Source organism: Paenibacillus sp. HW567, assembly GCF_000374185.1.
Taxonomy (GTDB): Bacteria; Bacillota; Bacilli; order Paenibacillales; family Paenibacillaceae; genus Paenibacillus_AQ.
The window spans coordinates 4,592,499-4,609,958 of the sequence record NZ_KB910518.1 but is presented as its reverse complement, the minus strand read 5'-3'; the positions used below and the strand labels follow the sequence as shown (position 1 = coordinate 4,609,958).

At 58.3% G+C, this 17,460-nt stretch carries 16 protein-coding genes; 13 read left to right on the top strand and 3 right to left on the bottom strand.

From position 1 onward, the window contains the following. Positions 1-40: 40 nt before the first annotated feature. Positions 41-958 (bottom strand): DMT family transporter, encoded by a 918-nt coding sequence (locus B212_RS0120385; RefSeq protein ID WP_019912891.1) that lies wholly within the window; start codon positions 956-958, stop codon positions 41-43. 241 nt (positions 959-1,199) lie between these two features. Here B212_RS0120385 and B212_RS0120380 point away from each other — a divergent pair, with 241 nt between their 5' ends. Next, complete coding sequence (locus tag B212_RS0120380) at positions 1,200-1,913, top strand: metal-dependent hydrolase (RefSeq protein WP_019912890.1); 714 nt, start codon at positions 1,200-1,202, stop codon at positions 1,911-1,913. Between the two features lie 303 nt (positions 1,914-2,216). Here the strand turns inward: B212_RS0120380 and B212_RS0120375 are convergent, their stop codons facing one another. Then, positions 2,217-3,218 (bottom strand): lipoate--protein ligase, encoded by a 1,002-nt coding sequence (locus B212_RS0120375; RefSeq protein ID WP_019912889.1) that lies wholly within the window; start codon positions 3,216-3,218, stop codon positions 2,217-2,219. Positions 3,219-3,445: 227 nt separating this feature from the next. Here B212_RS0120375 and cobD point away from each other — a divergent pair, with 227 nt between their 5' ends. The 4 genes from cobD (at position 3,446) to B212_RS32000 (ending at position 7,261) form a co-directional block, all read left to right on the top strand. Then, positions 3,446-4,549 (top strand): threonine-phosphate decarboxylase CobD, encoded by a 1,104-nt coding sequence (gene cobD, locus B212_RS0120370; protein WP_019912888.1) that lies wholly within the window; start codon positions 3,446-3,448, stop codon positions 4,547-4,549. Between the two features lie 173 nt (positions 4,550-4,722). Beyond that, positions 4,723-5,577 (top strand): adenosylcobinamide amidohydrolase, encoded by an 855-nt coding sequence (locus tag B212_RS0120365; RefSeq protein WP_019912887.1) that lies wholly within the window; start codon positions 4,723-4,725, stop codon positions 5,575-5,577. Continuing rightward, complete coding sequence (cbiB, locus tag B212_RS0120360; RefSeq protein ID WP_019912886.1) at positions 5,574-6,539, top strand: adenosylcobinamide-phosphate synthase CbiB; 966 nt, start codon at positions 5,574-5,576, stop codon at positions 6,537-6,539. Before B212_RS0120365 ends, cbiB begins: the two co-directional genes overlap by 4 nt. A 5-nt stretch (positions 6,540-6,544) precedes the next feature. Then, a complete protein-coding gene (locus B212_RS32000) occupies positions 6,545-7,261 on the top strand; it encodes a histidine phosphatase family protein (RefSeq protein ID WP_019912885.1) in 717 nt (238 codons plus the stop codon). On the opposite strand, the gene B212_RS0120350 is transcribed toward B212_RS32000, so the two are convergent. Continuing rightward, positions 7,232-8,665, bottom strand: a complete 1,434-nt coding sequence (locus B212_RS0120350; protein ID WP_019912884.1) for an MDR family MFS transporter — start codon at positions 8,663-8,665, stop codon at positions 7,232-7,234. The genes B212_RS32000 and B212_RS0120350 overlap by 30 nt on opposite strands. Positions 8,666-8,789: 124 nt before the next feature. Between B212_RS0120350 and B212_RS0120345 the strand changes: the two genes are divergently transcribed. The 8 genes from B212_RS0120345 to B212_RS0120310 all read left to right on the top strand — a co-directional run bounded on the left by B212_RS0120345 (position 8,790) and on the right by B212_RS0120310 (position 17,460). After that, positions 8,790-9,440, top strand: coding sequence for a TetR/AcrR family transcriptional regulator (locus B212_RS0120345; RefSeq protein WP_019912883.1), 651 nt, complete (start codon positions 8,790-8,792; stop codon positions 9,438-9,440). 111 nt (positions 9,441-9,551) lie between these two features. Further along, positions 9,552-11,006: an aminotransferase-like domain-containing protein gene (locus B212_RS0120340; RefSeq protein WP_019912882.1), complete on the top strand. Its 1,455-nt coding sequence runs from the start codon at positions 9,552-9,554 to the stop codon at positions 11,004-11,006. A 15-nt stretch (positions 11,007-11,021) separates the two neighbouring features. Then, the gene (locus B212_RS0120335) at positions 11,022-11,972 is read left to right on the top strand and encodes a D-alanine--D-alanine ligase (protein ID WP_019912881.1); all 951 of its coding nucleotides are present in this window, start codon (positions 11,022-11,024) and stop codon (positions 11,970-11,972) included. Next, positions 11,965-13,170 (top strand): aminotransferase class I/II-fold pyridoxal phosphate-dependent enzyme, encoded by a 1,206-nt coding sequence (locus tag B212_RS0120330; protein WP_019912880.1) that lies wholly within the window; start codon positions 11,965-11,967, stop codon positions 13,168-13,170. The genes B212_RS0120335 and B212_RS0120330 overlap by 8 nt, the downstream gene beginning before the upstream one ends. 180 nt (positions 13,171-13,350) lie before the next feature. Continuing rightward, on the top strand, positions 13,351-14,412 hold the full coding sequence (gene cobT / locus B212_RS0120325) for a nicotinate-nucleotide--dimethylbenzimidazole phosphoribosyltransferase (RefSeq protein WP_019912879.1): 1,062 nt from the start codon (positions 13,351-13,353) through the stop codon (positions 14,410-14,412). Beyond that, entirely contained in the window at positions 14,409-14,957 is a 549-nt protein-coding gene (gene cobU / locus B212_RS0120320; protein ID WP_019912878.1) for a bifunctional adenosylcobinamide kinase/adenosylcobinamide-phosphate guanylyltransferase, read from the top strand. Before cobT ends, cobU begins: the two co-directional genes overlap by 4 nt. Further along, positions 14,954-15,760: an adenosylcobinamide-GDP ribazoletransferase gene (gene cobS, locus B212_RS0120315; protein ID WP_019912877.1), complete on the top strand. Its 807-nt coding sequence runs from the start codon at positions 14,954-14,956 to the stop codon at positions 15,758-15,760. The genes cobU and cobS overlap by 4 nt, the downstream gene beginning before the upstream one ends. A gap of 92 nt (positions 15,761-15,852) precedes the next feature. Then, positions 15,853-17,460 (top strand): cobyric acid synthase, encoded by a 1,608-nt coding sequence (locus B212_RS0120310; protein ID WP_019912876.1) that lies wholly within the window; start codon positions 15,853-15,855, stop codon positions 17,458-17,460.

The window sequence follows — 17,460 nt, the reverse complement described above, 5'->3', positions numbered from 1 at the left end:
TCCTTTTTCTCTATAGCTGCATGGTGTGCCTGCCTTGTATTCAGGCTTCATTCTCTTGAGCTGCCCGGTCAGGCGCGGGACTGAGCTCGGCAATAAGCATTGCCGCAAGAATGCACAGACAGCCCAGCGCTGCGGCGGTGCCAAGCGTTTCCCCGCCAAGGAGCAGCCCGGTCAGGGCGGCAAACACCGGCTCGGTAGCGTAAATAACCGCCACCCGCGATGGTGTGGTGTATTTCTGGCATGCCGTCTGAATCCAGAAGGCAAAAGCGCTCGTTGGCCCGATGGATACCAGCAGCGCCCACAGCACATCGGGCTTCAGAATCAGTGATCCGCTGTGCGCAAGCGGGGCGGGGCCGTCTACGAGCAGGGAGGCGGCTACGCTGAGCAGCCCGACAAAGGCAAGCTGCAGCGTCGCGAGCGGCAGCGCAGGATAACGCGGAGCATATACGCCGGTATATGCAACCTGCAGTGCAAAGGCGACAGCACAGAGCAGCACCAGTGCATCGCCTTGGTTCAGGGACAGCGCGGAGCCGGTGAAGGTGAGCAGGTAGAGGCCTGCCACCGCAAGTCCTGCGCTGAACCAGGTATACCGGGAGATGGCGGTCTTCAGCAGAGCCAGTGCCAGGAAGGGGACAAGCACCACCGACAGTCCGGTAATAAATCCCGTGTTCGAGGTGGTGGTATAGAGCAGTCCCATCGTCTGGAAGCCGTAGCCCAGAAACAGAAAAAGACCCAGCAGCAGGGCATGGATTACCATGCGCCGGCTCATCTTCTTCCATTCCCGGCGGTAAAAAACGGCGGTGATCAGCGCCAGCAGCACGGCGGCACCCGTAAACCGGATGCCGTTGAAGGCGAGCGGCGGCAGCACCTTGACCGCGCTTTGCACAATCAGAAACGTACAGCCCCACATCATCGCCACCAGCAGCAGACTGAAATCGGCGATTCGGGAGCGGTTCACCACGGTCATCCTTTCTTAAATCAGGGCAGCATGCAGGCCAACTGAAGTTGTCCAAATTGTATCTTAAAACAGTGGGGAGGACAAGACGAAACTGCTGGGCAGGCCGTCTGCCAAAGGTTTCAGCATTCGAATGACAACCAAAGACTGGACAAAAAAGGCAACCCTTGGTATACTTCGGAAACCGCACACTTGTTCTCATATTGAAATCAACTCTTACATCTTAGAAAGGAGCGGGTACACCATGATGGGCAAATCCCATTTAATCATCAGCACCGGGATAACCCTATCCGCCATGAGCCTGCTCGGCTATGACATTACGATTCCGGCAGTCGCCGTAGCGGGGCTTAGCGCCCTGCTGCCTGATATCGACGAGCCGAATTCGCTGCTGGTGCGCAAGGCCGTGCCGGAATTCCTGCTGCGAATCCTGCAGATGGGACTCATTGGGACGGCCATTTATCTTTATTTTGCCGGGGTCGCCTCACCGCCCTGGAATATTGCGCTGGCGCTGCTGGTTGGGAGCGTGTCCTTCCTGCCCGGCCGCAGGCTGCGGCATCTGGTAATGCTGCTGCTGGCCCTGGCGCTGTTCGCGTTCGCGGATGCTTATGATCCCTGGAACTACATTGCCGCCTGTGTGCTGGTAGTTTCCTCGATTGTACCGCATCGCGGACTTACGCATACGCTGTACGGCGTGGCCGGCTGGAGCGTCTTGCTCTATTTTGCCTCGCTTGGCATGGATGACGGCGGCAGCCTGTGGATTGCCGGAGGCATGTCCTACGCGCTGCATCTGCTGGCCGATGCCTTGACCCAGCGCGGGATCACGCCGCTGCCTCCGCTCCCCTTCAAGCTGCGGCTGAAGCTGATGAGCACCGGGACGAAGAAGGGCAGCGCGGTGGAGAAGGTCTGCATTGTGCTCACACTCGCACTCGCCTTGTATGTATTTGTGCTCACCGCTTGAGAAGAACAAAAAAGTGAATTGCATCATCGAAGGCTCCCCGCTGCTTGCAGTTTGGAGCTTTTTGCTTTTTTATGATTATTTTTACTGCGGCCGCTGCGATTGTGAAGGAAAATGATAAAAAACACTGATACGCATGAAGCTCAGGCCTCAACGGTTCTTCATATTCCCGCTCGGACCTATGCGGTGTGGTTGCGGATTCCGTTCGGAGAATACTTCTGTAACAGGTGCAACGCATTAAGGCCTACCGCTGCGGATTGCCGCCGGTAAGCCTTATGCTGAGGGTAACTTATGCGGAAGGAGGCGCTATTCCTCCAGGAAGATCAGACCGATGAAATCCTCCGGCTCGATGCGGCCAAAATAATGCTTCAGATCAAGTCCGGACAGTGCCGCTCTGACCTCGGCGTCTTCGTAACGTTTGCCGCGCAGCGCGTTCTCTACGTCCGCCACATCGCCGACGCCGAAGAAGTCGCCGTAGATTTTGATCTCCTGAATGAGAGAATCTTCAATATCCATGCGGATATCGACAAGCCCTGCCGGGAATTTGCGGGTGTGCTTCACATTGCTTTTCGGTGACAGGCCATAGTTCCAATCCCAATTCCGGTAATGCTCCTCTGAGATTTCGTTGATCCGCACCCAGTCCTCCTGGGTCAGCTTGTACTGTGGAACCTCGGAAGGCTCCATGCCAAAGATGGAACGCAGCAGCCCTTCGCGGAACTGTTCAATTGTCATATCGGTACCGAGCAGCTCCTTGATGTTGGCGACACGGCTGCGTACGGATTTGGTGCTCTTCGATTTGAATTTCTCCGGGTTCACGTTCAGGGAAGCCTGCACATCGTCCAGATTGAGGTTGAACATCAGTGTGCCGTGGCTGAACATGCGTCCGCGCGTAGAGAACTGGGCGTTGCCGGAGATTTTTTGCTCACCGACCTGCAGGTCATTGCGTCCGCTCAGCTCGGCATTCACACCCATACCCTGCAAATAGTCGATCACCGGCTGGGTGAATTTCAGAAAGTTATGGAAAGACTGTCCGTCGTCCTTGGTAATGAAGCTGAAGTTGAGATTGCCCAGATCGTGATACACGGCCCCGCCGCCGGACAACCGCCGCACTACTTGAATGTTGTGGTCCTTCACATATTCCTGGTTGATTTCTTCAATGGTGTTCTGGTGTTTCCCGATGATAATGGACGGGCTGTTGATATAAAAAAGCAGATAGCTTTCGTCCATAGGCAGATGCTTCAGGGCAAATTCCTCAATTGCCAGATTGACCGATGCGTCTGTGATTCCTGTGTTATCAATAAAAAGCATAGTGAATTCCTCCGCTTAGACATGATTGAATACGGGTTCTATTCTAAACCAAAAGCTGGGTTTGTACAAAAGAAACGACGGTTCGCGGGCAAAGCACTGCCTGAAACGGGCAGAATGGCTTGACTTGCCGGGGCCTTGAGGATTGACGTATTTCCGGCAATGAGTCAATAATGGGGTCAATGAGCCATATATGACTATAGAGCAGAAGAAGCAGAGGGGGTGTAGGCATGCTTGAAAAATACGGCCACGGCGGCGATCTGCTGACAGCGGCGGAATTGTACGGGGGTGGCAGCGGCGTGGCCTTTCTTGATTTCAGCGCCAATATCAACCCGCTTGGACCGCCGCCCGGCGTGCTGGAGCTGCTGCGGGATTCATTACCTGCGATAACGGCTTATCCCGACCCCGGTCACCGCAGGCTGAAGTCTCTGCTGGCAGAGAGCCTGGGAATTCATGGGGATTGGATTACTGTGGGCAACGGGGCCGCCGAGTCTATGGCGCTGCTGCTGCTGGCTGCAGCTCCCCGCAGGGTGGGCGTTGTCGAGCCTTGCTTCTCTGAGTACCGGCAGCTATCGGAGCAGTTCGGTGCGGAGGTGGTGTCCGTTCAGGGAACGCAGGAGCAGGATTACCGGGCAAGCGTGGAGCAGATTGCCGGGCTGATGGAGCAGGTGGAGCTGCTGTTCCTTGGACAGCCGAACAATCCGAACGGCGTCCAGTATGCGCTGGACGACCTGCGGCTGCTGGCACAGCAGGCGGAGCGCTGCGGCACGGTGCTGGCAGTGGATGAAGCGTTCATCGACTTCATCCCCGAAGAGCGGCGGCAATCGCTGCTGCCGGAGCTTGGGGTCTACCGGCATACGGTGCTGATCCGCTCGATGACGAAGTTCTTTGCCATTCCGGGGCTGCGGCTCGGCTACACCATCGCAGCCCCGGAGCTTGCCGCGGCCATGACCGGCAAGCAGGTGTCCTGGAGCGTGAACGGCCTGGCTCTGCTGGCCGGGGAAGCCTGCCTGCGCAGCGGGCGCGATTATGAGGAGCGCACGCGCGGGCTGATTGCCGCAGAGCGCGCAGCGCTGCGGCAGGGTCTTAAGCGGCTCGGCTGCGAGGTGCCGCCGGGCGAAGCGAACTTCCTGCTGCTGGGCCTGCCCGCGCCTTGGAGCGCTGCGGCCCTGCAGGAGAAGCTGGGGCGCAGCGGCATTCTGGTGCGGAGCTGCGCCATGTATCCCGGCCTGGGGCCGGGGCACATCCGCGTCGCCGTCAAAGGCCGCGAGGACAACGCCCGCCTCCTCCGTCAGATGGAGAAGACGCTGCGGGCGGGAATGGGAGAAGCTTGAAAGGGCTTGGAGCATCAAAGTGAGGCAGAGTATGAGAGAAAGTAGTGGAAGCGTAGGTCTAGCTCTAGGTCTAGTTCTACCCCTCAAAGGGTAGGTGGAATTAGTAAAACTAATTTGCTGGAATCCGTGTTAGTAACTATCGTTAATTGATCCTGTGAGTGGAGAGTGATCCTGTGGGCAAAGTACAACTTCCTTTTAAGCTTGGCGAAGGTCTGACGACGTATTATTCTGTCATCTGGCCCGGGCTGGTGCTCGAATGGAAGAAGGATCATCTGCTGCTGGAATTCCCGGCTGAAGCAGATGGGCTTTCGAGTGCCGTGTACGGTGGAGGGATGGTCCGGCTGAAGCGGGCGGTGAACCAGTTCGTCAGCCGTGATTATGAGTGCAGCAATCCGGTGCGCGATATGGAAAATAAATTGCAGGAATGGGGATACCCGCTGGAGGGCTGCGCAGGGCTGATGACGGCAGTGCCGCTTACGCACGCCGCCGTCGCGGAAGAGGACACCGGCTCGGCGGGGATTTTCTGCTGCGTGACCGCAGCTTCCGGCAATGCCGCGCGCGCCGGGGTAGAACGCAGCGTGCTGGCGGCTTACCGCCCTGGCACGATTAACATCATGCTGGGCATTGACGGCCGCCTGACTCCGTCCGCGATGGTCAATGCCGTAATGACAGCAGCCGAAGCGAAGGCTGCCGCTCTGGCTGATCTCGGGGTCACCGATCCCGAGAATGGCCTGATTGCCACCGGCACAACGACCGATGCGCTCGTGCTGGCGGTAAGCGGAAGCCGCCGCTACCGGGCGGAGCATGTCTACGCCGGAACCGCCACCGACCTCGGCGGGGCCATTGGCCGCCTGGTGTACGCCGCTGTAACGGCCAGCCTCGCTTCGGTGAAGGCGGCCGGGCCGGTTAAGCCGCACAACCCGTTCACCGTGCCGGAGCCGGCGGGTTCTGCACCAGACCCGGCCCCGGCTGCATCCCCGCAGCCAATGAGCGGCCAAACCAAGCCGCTGCCGGGTGAAGTCCGGTGACACTCGCCATAATATTGATTGCAGCCTATGTGCTGGACCGGATTATCGGCGATCCGCAGAGTCTGCCGCATCCGGTGGTGCTGATGGGAAAGGCAGTTTCTACTATTGAGCGGTTGATCCGCCGCTTTTGCTCGCAGCCGCGCGCTCTGAAACGCGCGGGGGTGCTGCTGCCGCTGCTCGTAGCAGGCGGAGCCTGGGTGCTGACAGCCGCGCTGGTGTGGCTGCTGTCCCGGGTCTCGCCCTGGCTGGCCTGGGCGGCCGAGATCTGGCTGATCTCGACCACCATTGCCTCCAAGGGACTGAGGGATGCCGGGATGGCCGTGTACGCGGAGCTGCGCAAAGGCGATATCCCGGCGGCCCGCAAGGCGGTCGGCATGATCGTCGGCCGCGACACTACAAAGCTGGACAGCCCGGAAATCGTCCGCGGCACGGTGGAGACCGTAGCGGAGAATATCGTCGATGCGATTATATCTCCGCTGTTCTTTGCTCTGCTGGGCGGAGCGCCGCTGGCGATGGCTTACCGTGCCGTGAACACGCTCGATTCTATGGTCGGCTACAAAAACGACAAATACCGCGACCTCGGCTGGGCCTCCGCCCGGCTCGATGATGTGGCAAATTACATACCGGCGCGGATAACAGCGCTGCTGTTAGTCTTCAGTGCCCGGCTGCTGCGGCTGAACTGGCGGAGCTGCTGGCGTATGGTGCGGCGCGATGCCCGCCTGCATCCCAGCCCGAACAGCGGCTATCCCGAATCGGCGGTCGCCGGAGCACTCGGTATCCGCCTGGGCGGAGAAAATGTGTACCACGGCGTGGCTTCCTTTCGCGCCTACATGGGTGATCCCCTGCGGACTATGGAGCCGGAGGATATCATCCTTGCCTCACGGCTGATGCTGCGCTCTTCTGCCCTATTTGTCTGCCTGTGTGCAGCGGGAGCCTTACTGTGGCACGGGATCGGAGGTTGAGTGGTGTGGGAGAGGATTGGACAGTCGCGCAGGCGCCCGCACAGAATGCACAGAAGGTAGAGCTGGAGCTGGTGCTTGTCCGCCACGGGCATACGCAGTGGAACAGGGAACGCCGTTATCTGGGCAGCACGGATCTGCCGCTGCTGCCGGAGGAACGGGGGAAGCTGGTAACACTGGGAGAACAGCCAGAATTGACGGAAAGCTTCTGGCGTGTATATTGCAGTGATTTGCTCCGGTGCCGGGAGACTTTGTCCAGCATCGCTCCTTCGCTGGAGGATGAAGCCATCTATGATTCCCGTTTACGGGAGACTTGTTTCGGTGAGTGGGAAGGCTGCACTTATGAGCAACTGAAGAATGTTCCACAGTACAGAAGCTGGATAGATGATCCTGCGGCAGTGACGCCGCCGGGTGGAGAGGCCTGGGGGGCTTTTGCTGCCAGGTTGGAGCATTTCTTGAGCGACCTGGTTCAGGAGGCCGAAGCCGGGCTGCTGACGTGGAATGCCGTCGAATGCCGTGAAGAACCGCTGAAGCTGCGCGTGCTGATCGTAACGCATGGCGGTGTCATCCGCCAATGGCTGGCTAAGGCTGAGCCCGGTGTAACGTTCCAGGCCGCGGCAGCACCGCCACCGGGAACGGCGACGGTGCTGACCCTGCTGTGGCAGGCGGGCATTGACCGGAGTGGAGGCGTGAATTTATGCTGCCCTTTTCCCCGAAGGCAATAACAGCGCCGGAATGAAGGAGACCACGGCAAAACCGATTGACCACCAGAAGGCCGTATTATAGGCCCCGGCAATGGTGAGGACATCGGAGGCGGCGTGACCCGAAAGCTGATGTGAAATGACGGTGGCCAGGACGGCTGCACCGAAGGCTCCCCCGATGGTCTGAAAGATTCTCAGCGCAATGCTGGCATCGGCAACCTGATCCTTGCGCAGTCCCACATAGGCGGATACCATGACCGGAATAAGCAGTCCGTTCAGCGCCGCTCCCCGCAAAATCAGGGCGGCTGCGAGCCATATTTGATTAGTTTCAGGGCCGGCAAAGGCAAACGGCAGTGTGGAAACAATGGTTACCGCGAGACTTAAGATCACGATGAGCCGTGAACCGATGCGGTCAGACAGGCCGCCGATCCAGCTCCGGGTCAATAACATCCCGATTCCTTGCGGAATGAGCAGGATTCCGGTAAACAGCACACTTTCACCCCGTACCTGCTGATAGTATAATGGCAGAAGCAGCAGGGCTCCGTTCATAACCATGCCGGCAAGAAACACCGTAGCATTCGAAGCGGAGAAGATCCTTGATTTGAACAATCGAAGATCAAGCAGCGGTGTTTGGTTGGTGCGCAGCGCGTAGACAATAAACGCGGCCATGAGCACGAGACCGAGCACCAGCGGAACCGTCACTTCTGCGCTGTCTAAGCCGCCGTATTTGCTGATTTGTGCAATGCCGTAAATCAGCAGGGTGAATGCGGGGGACAGCAGCAGGAGGCCCGTAAGATCGAGCGGCTGTTTGCGCTCAGATGGCTTATCTGCCGGAATTCCCCGCCAGGCCATCCAAAGGGCGATTAAGGTAATTGGGATATTTACGTAGAAGATCCAGCGCCAGCTAAGGCCGTTGATAATTAATCCGCCCAGTACCGGTCCGAGAATCGGTCCCAGCAGGGTAGGAATGCCGATAATCGACACGACACGGCCAAGGCTTTTGCCCGCAGACTGGACAAGTACAGTTTGCAGCGTGGGAATCAATATGCCCGCGCCAACGCCCTGCACCAGCCGGAAGGCGATTAGACTGCCCGGATTCCAGGCCAGCGCGCAAAGAACGGAACCGGCTAAAAATACGGCGAGTGAGAATATATACACTCTTTTACCGCCAAAGCGGTTGACAGCCCAGCCTGAGACTGGTATGGCTATTCCCATGGTCAGGACATACCCGGTAATCACCCATTGGATAACGGAAACGGTGCTGCCCAGGTCCTGGGTAAGCGTCTTGATGGCAACATTGACCATGGTTGAGTCAAAAAGCGGTGCAAGCGCACCGAATACCAGAATAAGCGCTACTTTAAGGACAGCAGGGTCGATTTTTTCTTTTTGGGGTTTCCCAGCCGCCGCAGCAGATGTGTTTTTTACCATGAAAAATACTCCTCTCCTATCTATATAAGGTACGGTACGAACCGTACCTTTTGTGAATAAGATAGTTCAATTTCACTTGAAATGCAAGGATAATTTTATGGAAATATTGAAGGGGGGAATTGTGATGGCCGGGAAAAAGAAGAACGCTTCTACTGAAAATACAGGCGCGGAGGAGCAAACCACTGGCGGGCGTAGGCGCGGTGATGTCTTGGAGAATGCCATTTTGCAGGCTGCCTGGGATGAATGGAATGAAGTTGGATATATCCGTCTGACAATGGAGAATATCGCACTGCGGGCAAAAACCAATAAAAACGCGATATACCGCCGCTGGCAGAGCAAAGCTGAAATTGTCGCAGCCGCGATAGGCAAACATTTGGTGAAGCCGGAGGTCATTGGAGCTATGCCGGATACCGGCGATTTGCGCAGTGATATGCTTGCTCTGCTACACGGAATTGTGAAGCCGATGCAAACCATCGGCGCTGAGACCATTCATGGTCTGATGACCGAATTTTACGGGGGGAATCTTATCGCATCCCTGCCGGAAATGATGCAAGACCAGACTGATAATAAGCTTACGGCAGCTATCGGAGCCATTCTTCAAAATGCGGAGAAACGGGGGGAGATCAAGCTGGAAAACGTGAGTCCCCGGGTCATTTCCCTTCCTGCGAACCTGCTGGTGTATGAAGTTCTTACCACCCATGAGCCAGTAGCGGATACCACGATTACAGGGATCATCGACGACATATTTATGCCGCTTGTCCGGCTGAAGAAGTGATTCCAGCGATAGCTGCAGTTCAAAGAACCACGCCGGGAAGAAAATTCCGGGACTGTGGTTCTTTTTTTACGGAGAAGACTGTGACATGATAGCTATGGGGGCGATTGAAGCATGTTCAAGGATTTCAGGCTGATTGCCGGTCGGCCGGTATATATTCAGGTCAAGGATTACATGAAGCAGCTTATCATCAAGGGCGCCCTCCAGGGGAATCAAAAGCTGCCGTCCACACGCGAGCTCAGCCTCCTGCTGAACGTAAGCCGCAACTCGGTCATCTCCGCCTATGCGGGGCTTGAGGATGACGGTTTTGCCTACGCGGTGCGGGGGCAGGGAAGTTATGTATCGCCTGCCGCCACCCAGATGGAGCCGGAAGCCTCCGGGTGGACCCTGATCTGGAAAGAACGGTTAAGCAGTACGGCGAAGCTGGCCGAGGAACTGGATATTATGAAGCGCGGGATTCGCGCAGAGAAGGGTACGATTTCTTTTACCAGCATTGCGCCCGATGAAAGTCTGTTCGATCTGGACAATGTGAAGCGGGCGTTTCTTACGCGTATGTCGGTGGAGGGCAATGTTCTGCTGAACTATGGCTATGCCAAAGGGTATAAGCCTTTAATAGACTATCTGCGGCAATATATGGAGCATAAGGGCGTGGACACACGCGGCAAGGATTTTCTGATTACGAACGGATTCACGGAAGGCTTTGATGTGGTGCTGTCCGCGCTTGGCCGCAAGGCCGGGGCGGTGCTCTGCGAGAATCCGACGCATCATACGGCGATTAAGAATATGAAGCTGCACGGTTTTGAAATAACCGGTGTGGCCATGGAGCGGGACGGCATCCACTTGGGGGAGCTGAAGCAGGCGCTCCAGCAGCGTGAATATGATTGTGCGTATTTTGTTCCTTCCTACCACAACCCTACGGGTATCGTCATGTCCCCCGAGAAAAGACAGCGTCTGATGAAGCTGATGACGGAGTACAAGGTGCCCGTGATCGAGGACGGCTTCAACGAGGAGCTGCGGTACTCGGGCTCGCATGTAGCCCCTCTGATTGCGGCGGCGGGCGGCGGGAACAGCGTGATTTATCTGGGGAGCTTCTCCAAGGTGCTGTTCCCCGGACTGCGGGTAGGCTGGGTGCTGGCGGATCAGGAGCTGATTTATTATCTGGAGAGCGTCAAGCGGGCGCGCTGCATTCACACCTCGACGCTGGATCAATCCATTTTGTATCAATACCTGCTGGGCGGCAATCTGGAGAAATACCTGAAGCGGGCCAGAATGGAATATAAACGCAAATACGAGCTGACCCTGGCTTGCTGCAAGGAATACATTCCTTATGCCTCAATCACCGGGGACGGCGGCCTGCATCTTTTTGTAACGTTTGAAGAGGGCTTCAGCACGAGAGAGCTCCTGGCGGCATGCCGGAAGCAGGGGGTTATTTTTACGGCGGGAGATATCTTTTATACGAACGGGCAAGGCCAGAATACGCTGCGGCTGGGCTTTTCCAGAGTGGCAGATGAGAATATCCGCAAGGGCATTGAGATTATCGGGAGAACAGCACGGCAACTATTGGGATGAAGAGGGGTTTTGGGGATGATAAAAGTAGGCGTGATTATGGGTGGAGTATCCTCTGAATATGAGGTGTCGCTGAATACGGGCAGAGAAATGCTGAAGCACCTGGACCGCAGCAAATATGAGGGCGTGCCGGTGGTCATCCATTCAAGGGAAGAGCTGATTGAAGGGGTAAAAGGTCTGGACTTTGCGCTGCTGGCCCTCCACGGCGCCTATGGCGAGGACGGAACGGTGCAGGGAACGCTGGAAACACTGGGCATTCCTTATTCCGGAAGCGGTGTGCTCGCCAGCAGCCTGTGCATGGATAAGCATCTGACCAAAACCGTTCTCGCCAGCAAAGGTGTTCACACCCCGGCCTGGCTGTGTCTGGACCGTATGGAGGATTTATCGCTGGACGCGGTGGAACGTCTCGGGTATCCGGTAATGGTCAAACCGAATTCGGGCGGCTCCAGCATCGGGATGACCAAGGTGAACAGCAGCGCGGAGCTGCGGAGTGCGGTGGAGAAGGCTTTTGCCGTTGACCGTTCGGTGCTGATTGAAGGCTACACCGTTGGCGAGGAGATTACCTGCCCGATTCTCGGGGGAACGCTGCTGCCCATCATTGGCATCCGTTCGCTCGGGGCAGACTGGTTCGATTACAACGCCAAATATGAGCTGGGCGGAGCGGAGGAACGGGTAATCCAGCTTCCTGCCGGGCTTGAAGACCGGGTGCGCGCGGCGGCTCTGGCCTGCTACCAGGCGCTCAGATGCACGGTGTACGCACGGGTGGATATGCTGGTAAAGGACGGCGTTCCTTATGTGCTTGAGGTGAACACACTGCCGGGCATGACCGAAACCAGCCTGCTGCCGAGAAGCGCGCTTGCGGCCGGATATACCTTCAGCGGGCTGCTGGACGAAATTATCTCCGGCTCGCTTGGGGAACGGCGGGGGACGGTGGCACAAGAAAAGCAAGGAGTGATCAGCTATGGATAAGCAGCATACATCCCTGATGATGGACAGGAGCACTCTGCCAAGTGAGCAGATTGCTCCGCGTGTAAGGGAGATTGCGCCTTCCGGTATCCGCGCTTTTTTTGATCTCACTGCCGGTAACAACGACATTATATCGCTTGGTGTTGGCGAACCGGATTTCACCACGCCTGAGCATGTGAGGGCAGCTTGTGTCCGCGCCTTGAACCGGGGGGAGACGATGTACACCCCCAATGCCGGGATGCCGGAGCTGCGGGAGGAGATTGCCCGCTACCAGCAGATGAGCTTCGGACTATCCTATGATCCCATGAATGAGGTGATGGTAACGGTGGGCAGCAGTGAAGCGCTGGATCTTGCGCTGCGCGCATTCACTGCTCCGGGGGATGAAATTATCATCCCGGCTCCAAGCTACATTGCGTATTCTCCTATAGCTTATATCAACGGAGGAACGCTGATGGAGGTCGAAGCAAGCGCGGAGCAGGGCTTCAAGCTGACCGCCGACGCGCTGCGTGCAGCGATCACACCGCGCTCCAAGCTGCTGATGGTGAACTTCCCGAATAATCCTACGGGGGCCGTAATGTCTTATGAGGACTGGCTTCCCATTGCCGAAATTGTAAAAGAGAACCATCTGATTGTGCTGTCCGATGAAATCTATGCCGAGCTGACCTATGACAGCAGACATGTCAGCATCGCCTCACTGCCCGGAATGAAGGAGCGGACGATTGTGATCAGCGGCTTCTCCAAAGCCTTTGCCATGACCGGGTGGCGGGTCGGTTATGCCTGCGGGAACCGCGAGCTGCTCGCTGCGATGCTGAAAATCCATCAATACACCGCCATGTGTGCGCCCGTGCTGGGACAGATTGCGGCAATCGAATCGCTTCGTCATGCGCTGCCGGACAAGGACCGCATGAAGGAATGCTTCAGACAGCGCCGCTCGCTGTTCGTTGAAGGGCTAAGATCCATCGGGCTGCATTGTCATGAGCCGCAGGGGGCGTTTTACGCTTTTCCTTCCATCGCGCATACCGGCATGAAATCGGAGGAATTTGCGCTCTGCCTGCTGCGGGAAGCGGGAGTTGCCGCTGTGCCGGGACATGTGTTCGGAACGGGCGGGGAAGGTCATATCCGCTGCTCCTACGCGGCTTCCACGGCGAAGCTGACAGAAGCGCTGGAGCGGATGGAAGGCTTCATGAAGGTAAAAATGTAATTGTAAGATCATTCTCAATCCCCTATAATCCTTAAGGAAGAAATAGGGAGATGTGACGAAATAGCTGGCGCAGCGGAGGGCCCTCTTCTTCAGAGAAGGGGGCCTTCGCTGTATTTTCGCAGTAGCTGCATTGGAGAAGACAACTGAAAGATAAAGTAAGAACAAACAGGAGGCTATATTATGATTTCAGCTATAAAAGAAATAACCGGGCGGATTGCTCCGCCGGATGACCAAGCCGCAGCGCGGGCGGTGCTCCGCCTGAACAGTCTGACCAAGCCGCCGGGAAGCCTCGGGCGGCTGGAAGCGCTGGCTGTCCGGCTTGCCGGCATCTCTGGGACAGAGCAGCCCAGCTATGGGAAACGCACCGTTGTGGTAATGGCTGCCGATCACGGCGTTTGCACGGAAGGCGTCAGCGCCTTTCCGCAGGAGGTTACGGTGCAGATGGCTTACAATTTCCTGAGCGGCGGAGCAGCGGTTAATGTGCTGGCCCGCCAAGGCGGGGCAAACGTGCAGTTCGTGGATATCGGCATCAATGCGGAGCTTGAGCACCCGGATTTAATTAACCGGAAGGTGCGGCGCGGGACGGACAATATGGCGGTGGGACCGGCAATGAGCCGGGAAGAGGCTGCTCAGGCGATCCTGGTCGGGGTGGACGTGGCCCGGGAAGCGGTGAAGAGCGGGACGGAGATTTTTATTACCGGTGAAATGGGAATCGGCAATACTACGGCGAGCGCGGCGGTTCTATGCGCACTGGAGGGCATCTCGCCGGAGGCTGCTGCCGGACGCGGAACAGGAATTGACAATGAACGGCTCCGGCACAAGATTGAAGTCGTAGCGCGTGCGCTGCGGGTGAACGCTCCCGATCCGTCAGACCCGATTGATGTGCTGTCCAAGGTGGGGGGACTTGAAATTGCCGGACTTGCCGGACTCATTCTTGGAGCGGCTGCGGCCCGCGTTCCCGTCATTCTCGACGGCTTCATCTCCGGGGCGGCCGCGCTGGTGGCGAAGGCGCTTGCGCCGGAATCCGTGAATTATATGATCGCCTCGCATGTGTCGGATGAGCGGGGCCATAAGCTGATGCTGGACAAGCTTGGACTGGAGGCGCTGCTTGATCTTGGACTGCGCCTGGGCGAAGGCACGGGGGGCGCGCTTTGTCTCCACTTGATTGAGGCGGTCAGCCGCGTCATGACAGAAATGGCGACCTTCGAAAGTGCCGGCGTTTCCGGAGCTGAGGGGAAATGAGCATCCTTGTAACCGGGGGCGCACGCAGTGGAAAAAGCAGCTTCGCCGAGCGCCTAATCCTCTCCCTGGCGGATCAGGCGGTGTATGTGGCTACCGGACAAGCCTTTGATGAGGAGATGAAGGCGCGGATTGCCACGCACCGCAAGCTTCGCGAAGAGGGCGGCGGCGCCTGGGAGACGCTGGAGGAGCCGCATGATCTGCCGGCGCTTCTGGACCGGCTCTCCGGGGGCACAGCCGTGCTTGTGGATTGCCTGACACTGTGGCTCTCCAATGTGCTGCTGGCTGTGGAGGACCAGGAGGACAGACAAGAACGGGTAGAGCAGGAAATTGCCCGCCTGGAGCAGAGCGTATCGTCCTTTCAGGGGACGCTGGTGCTGGTGACGAACGAGGTGGGCGACGGGATAGTGCCCGAATATGCGCTTGGCCGGCTGTACCGTGATTTGGCCGGCCGGATGAACGCCCTGCTTGCCCGGATTAGCGGGCAGGTCTTTCTGGTTACCGCAGGCATTCCGATTGAGCTGAAGAGCAGGGAGTATCTGTTATGAGTGTGCGGGGGGATGCTGCCGCTGCCTTTCAGTTCCTGTCGCGTTTTCCGGTCAAGGGCGACGCGGATTTCTCGCCTGAGCTGCTGCAGCGCAGCGTGGTATACTATCCGCTCGTTGGCGCAGCCATCGGTCTGAGCGCGGCGCTCGGCGCAGGTATTGCAGCCTGGCTGCTGCCAGCCTGGCCTGCCGCTGTGATCACGCTCATCCTGTGGGTGGCGCTGACCGGCGGCCTGCATCTCGACGGCTGGATGGACAGCGCCGACGCGCTGCTCAGCTACCGCACGCGCGAGCGGATGCTGGAGATCATGAAGGACAGCCGCGTAGGGGCCATGGGAGTGCTGGCCTGCGTGCTGCTCCTGCTGCTGAAGGCCTCGCTGCTGGCGGCACTCATCGAAGGTGGCTCCTACGCGGAGCTGCCGCTGCTTCTGCTGCCGCCGGTCTGGAGCCGCTGGTACATGGTGCGGGCCATGGCCCGCTTCCCGCTCGCCCGCGGCAAAGAAGGGCTGGCCGCCAGCTTCGGCGGGCTGCCTGCCCGGCAGGAGCGGCGCACGTGGCTGCTGGCCGCGCTGCTCACGCTGGCCGCGGCCGCCGCGCCGCTGGCGCTTGGCGCGGGAAGCGCCTGGCCGCAGATGCTGGCTGCGGCCATCCTGGCGCCGGTCGCCGCGCTGGCCTGCGGCACGCTTGCGGCGCGGCGGATCAACAGCCGGCTCGGCGGGCTCACCGGCGATGTGTACGGCGCGCTGAACGAGCTGCTGGAGGTGTTGCTCCTGCTTCTGCTGGTGCTGCTACAGGTTAACCTGTAGCGCGCCAACCCGAGCCGGGTACCCCCGGCTCCTTCAAATAACAACTGCTTCGCCAGTAGTCCGGCAGCAGGAAGAAAGCGAGGAGGCTTGGCATGGAAGAACAAGCCGCAACAAGACAGATTAGGCCGCAGCCTGCGCCTGTGCTGATGATTCAGGGAACGGCCTCGGATGTCGGCAAGAGCCTGGTGACCGCAGCGATTGGGCGGATCATGACCCGGGACGGCTACCGCGCGGCCCCCTTCAAGTCGCAGAACATGGCCCTCAATTCCTATGTCACCGAGGACGGCAAGGAGATTGGCCGTGCCCAGGGTATGCAGGCTGAGGCATTCGGCATTACTGCCACCACGGACATGAATCCGATACTGCTGAAGCCCTCGGGTGAGCAGAGTGCGCAAATCGTAGTTCATGGCGTGCCGCATGCGGCGCTTAGCGCGCGGGAATACCGGGAGAAATTCCTCCCGGAAGCCAAAGACACGGTGATGGAAGCGCTCGGGCGGCTGCGGGAGAAGTATGATGCCGTACTGATGGAAGGGGCTGGAAGTCCGGCTGAAATCAATCTCAAGGCCCGGGATATCGTCAATATGAATCTGGCGGGCTGGGCGGACGCTCCGGTGCTGCTGGTTGCAGATATTGACAGAGGCGGTGTGTTTGCCTTCCTGGTAGGGACACTGGAGCTGCTGGAGCCGCATGAGCGGGCTAGGGTCAAAGGCTTCATTATCAATAAATTCCGCGGCGACCTGTCGCTGCTGCAGCCCGGACTCGACTGGCTGGAGCAGCGCACAGGCATACCGGTGCTTGGGGTTCTGCCTTTTCTGCCGCGCCTGCGGATCGAAGCTGAGGATTCCGTAGTTCTGGAAGGAGCCTCGGGGCGGCTGCGCGCAGAGCCTGGCAAAGAACTGGATATCGCGGTCATCCGCTATCCGAGAATTTCCAACTTCACAGACTTTGATCCGCTGGCGGACGAGCCGGACACTGCTGTGCGTTATGTGACTACCGCAGACGAGCTGGGTATACCGGATGCCATCATCCTGCCGGGAACCAAGAATACGGCGGCCGACCTGGATTACCTGAGGGAGCAGGGTTTTCCTGAAGTGATTGCCGCCGCGCTGAAGCAGGGAACGGTACAGCTCGCCGGAATCTGCGGAGGGTACCAGATGCTGGGCCGAAAGCTGCTTGATCCTTTTGCCGTAGAAAGTGCTGAGCCTGGAGAGAGGGAAGGGCTTGGGTATTTGCCGCTGTCCACCTCCTTCCTGCAAGAGAAAACCACGGTGCGTGTAAGCGGCAAGCTGGCTCAGGAGCATCCCCTGCCATTGGCAGAGCCGGCTGCCGGACAGGCGGCAGGAATCTCCGTTGAAGGGTATGAGATCCATATGGGAACGACCACAAACCACAATTCCACAGCCGTTAGAAGCCTCTTTATGCTGCACGGACCGGAAGGAGAACTGACACCCGAAGGCTGGGGAACGCCGGACGGCCGGATCTGGGGAACCTATCTGCACGGATTGTTCCATAATGATGGGCTACGCAGAGTCTGGCTTAACGGTCTGAGGTTATCCAAAGGACTTGCGCCCCTCGCAAACACCTTCTCGTCTGAAGCCCTCCGTGAGCAGGAGTTTGACCGGCTGGCGGATGCGGTGAGTGCGAATCTTGACATGGATGGCATTTATGGGATCATGGGGTTAACGCGAAAAGGGGGCTGA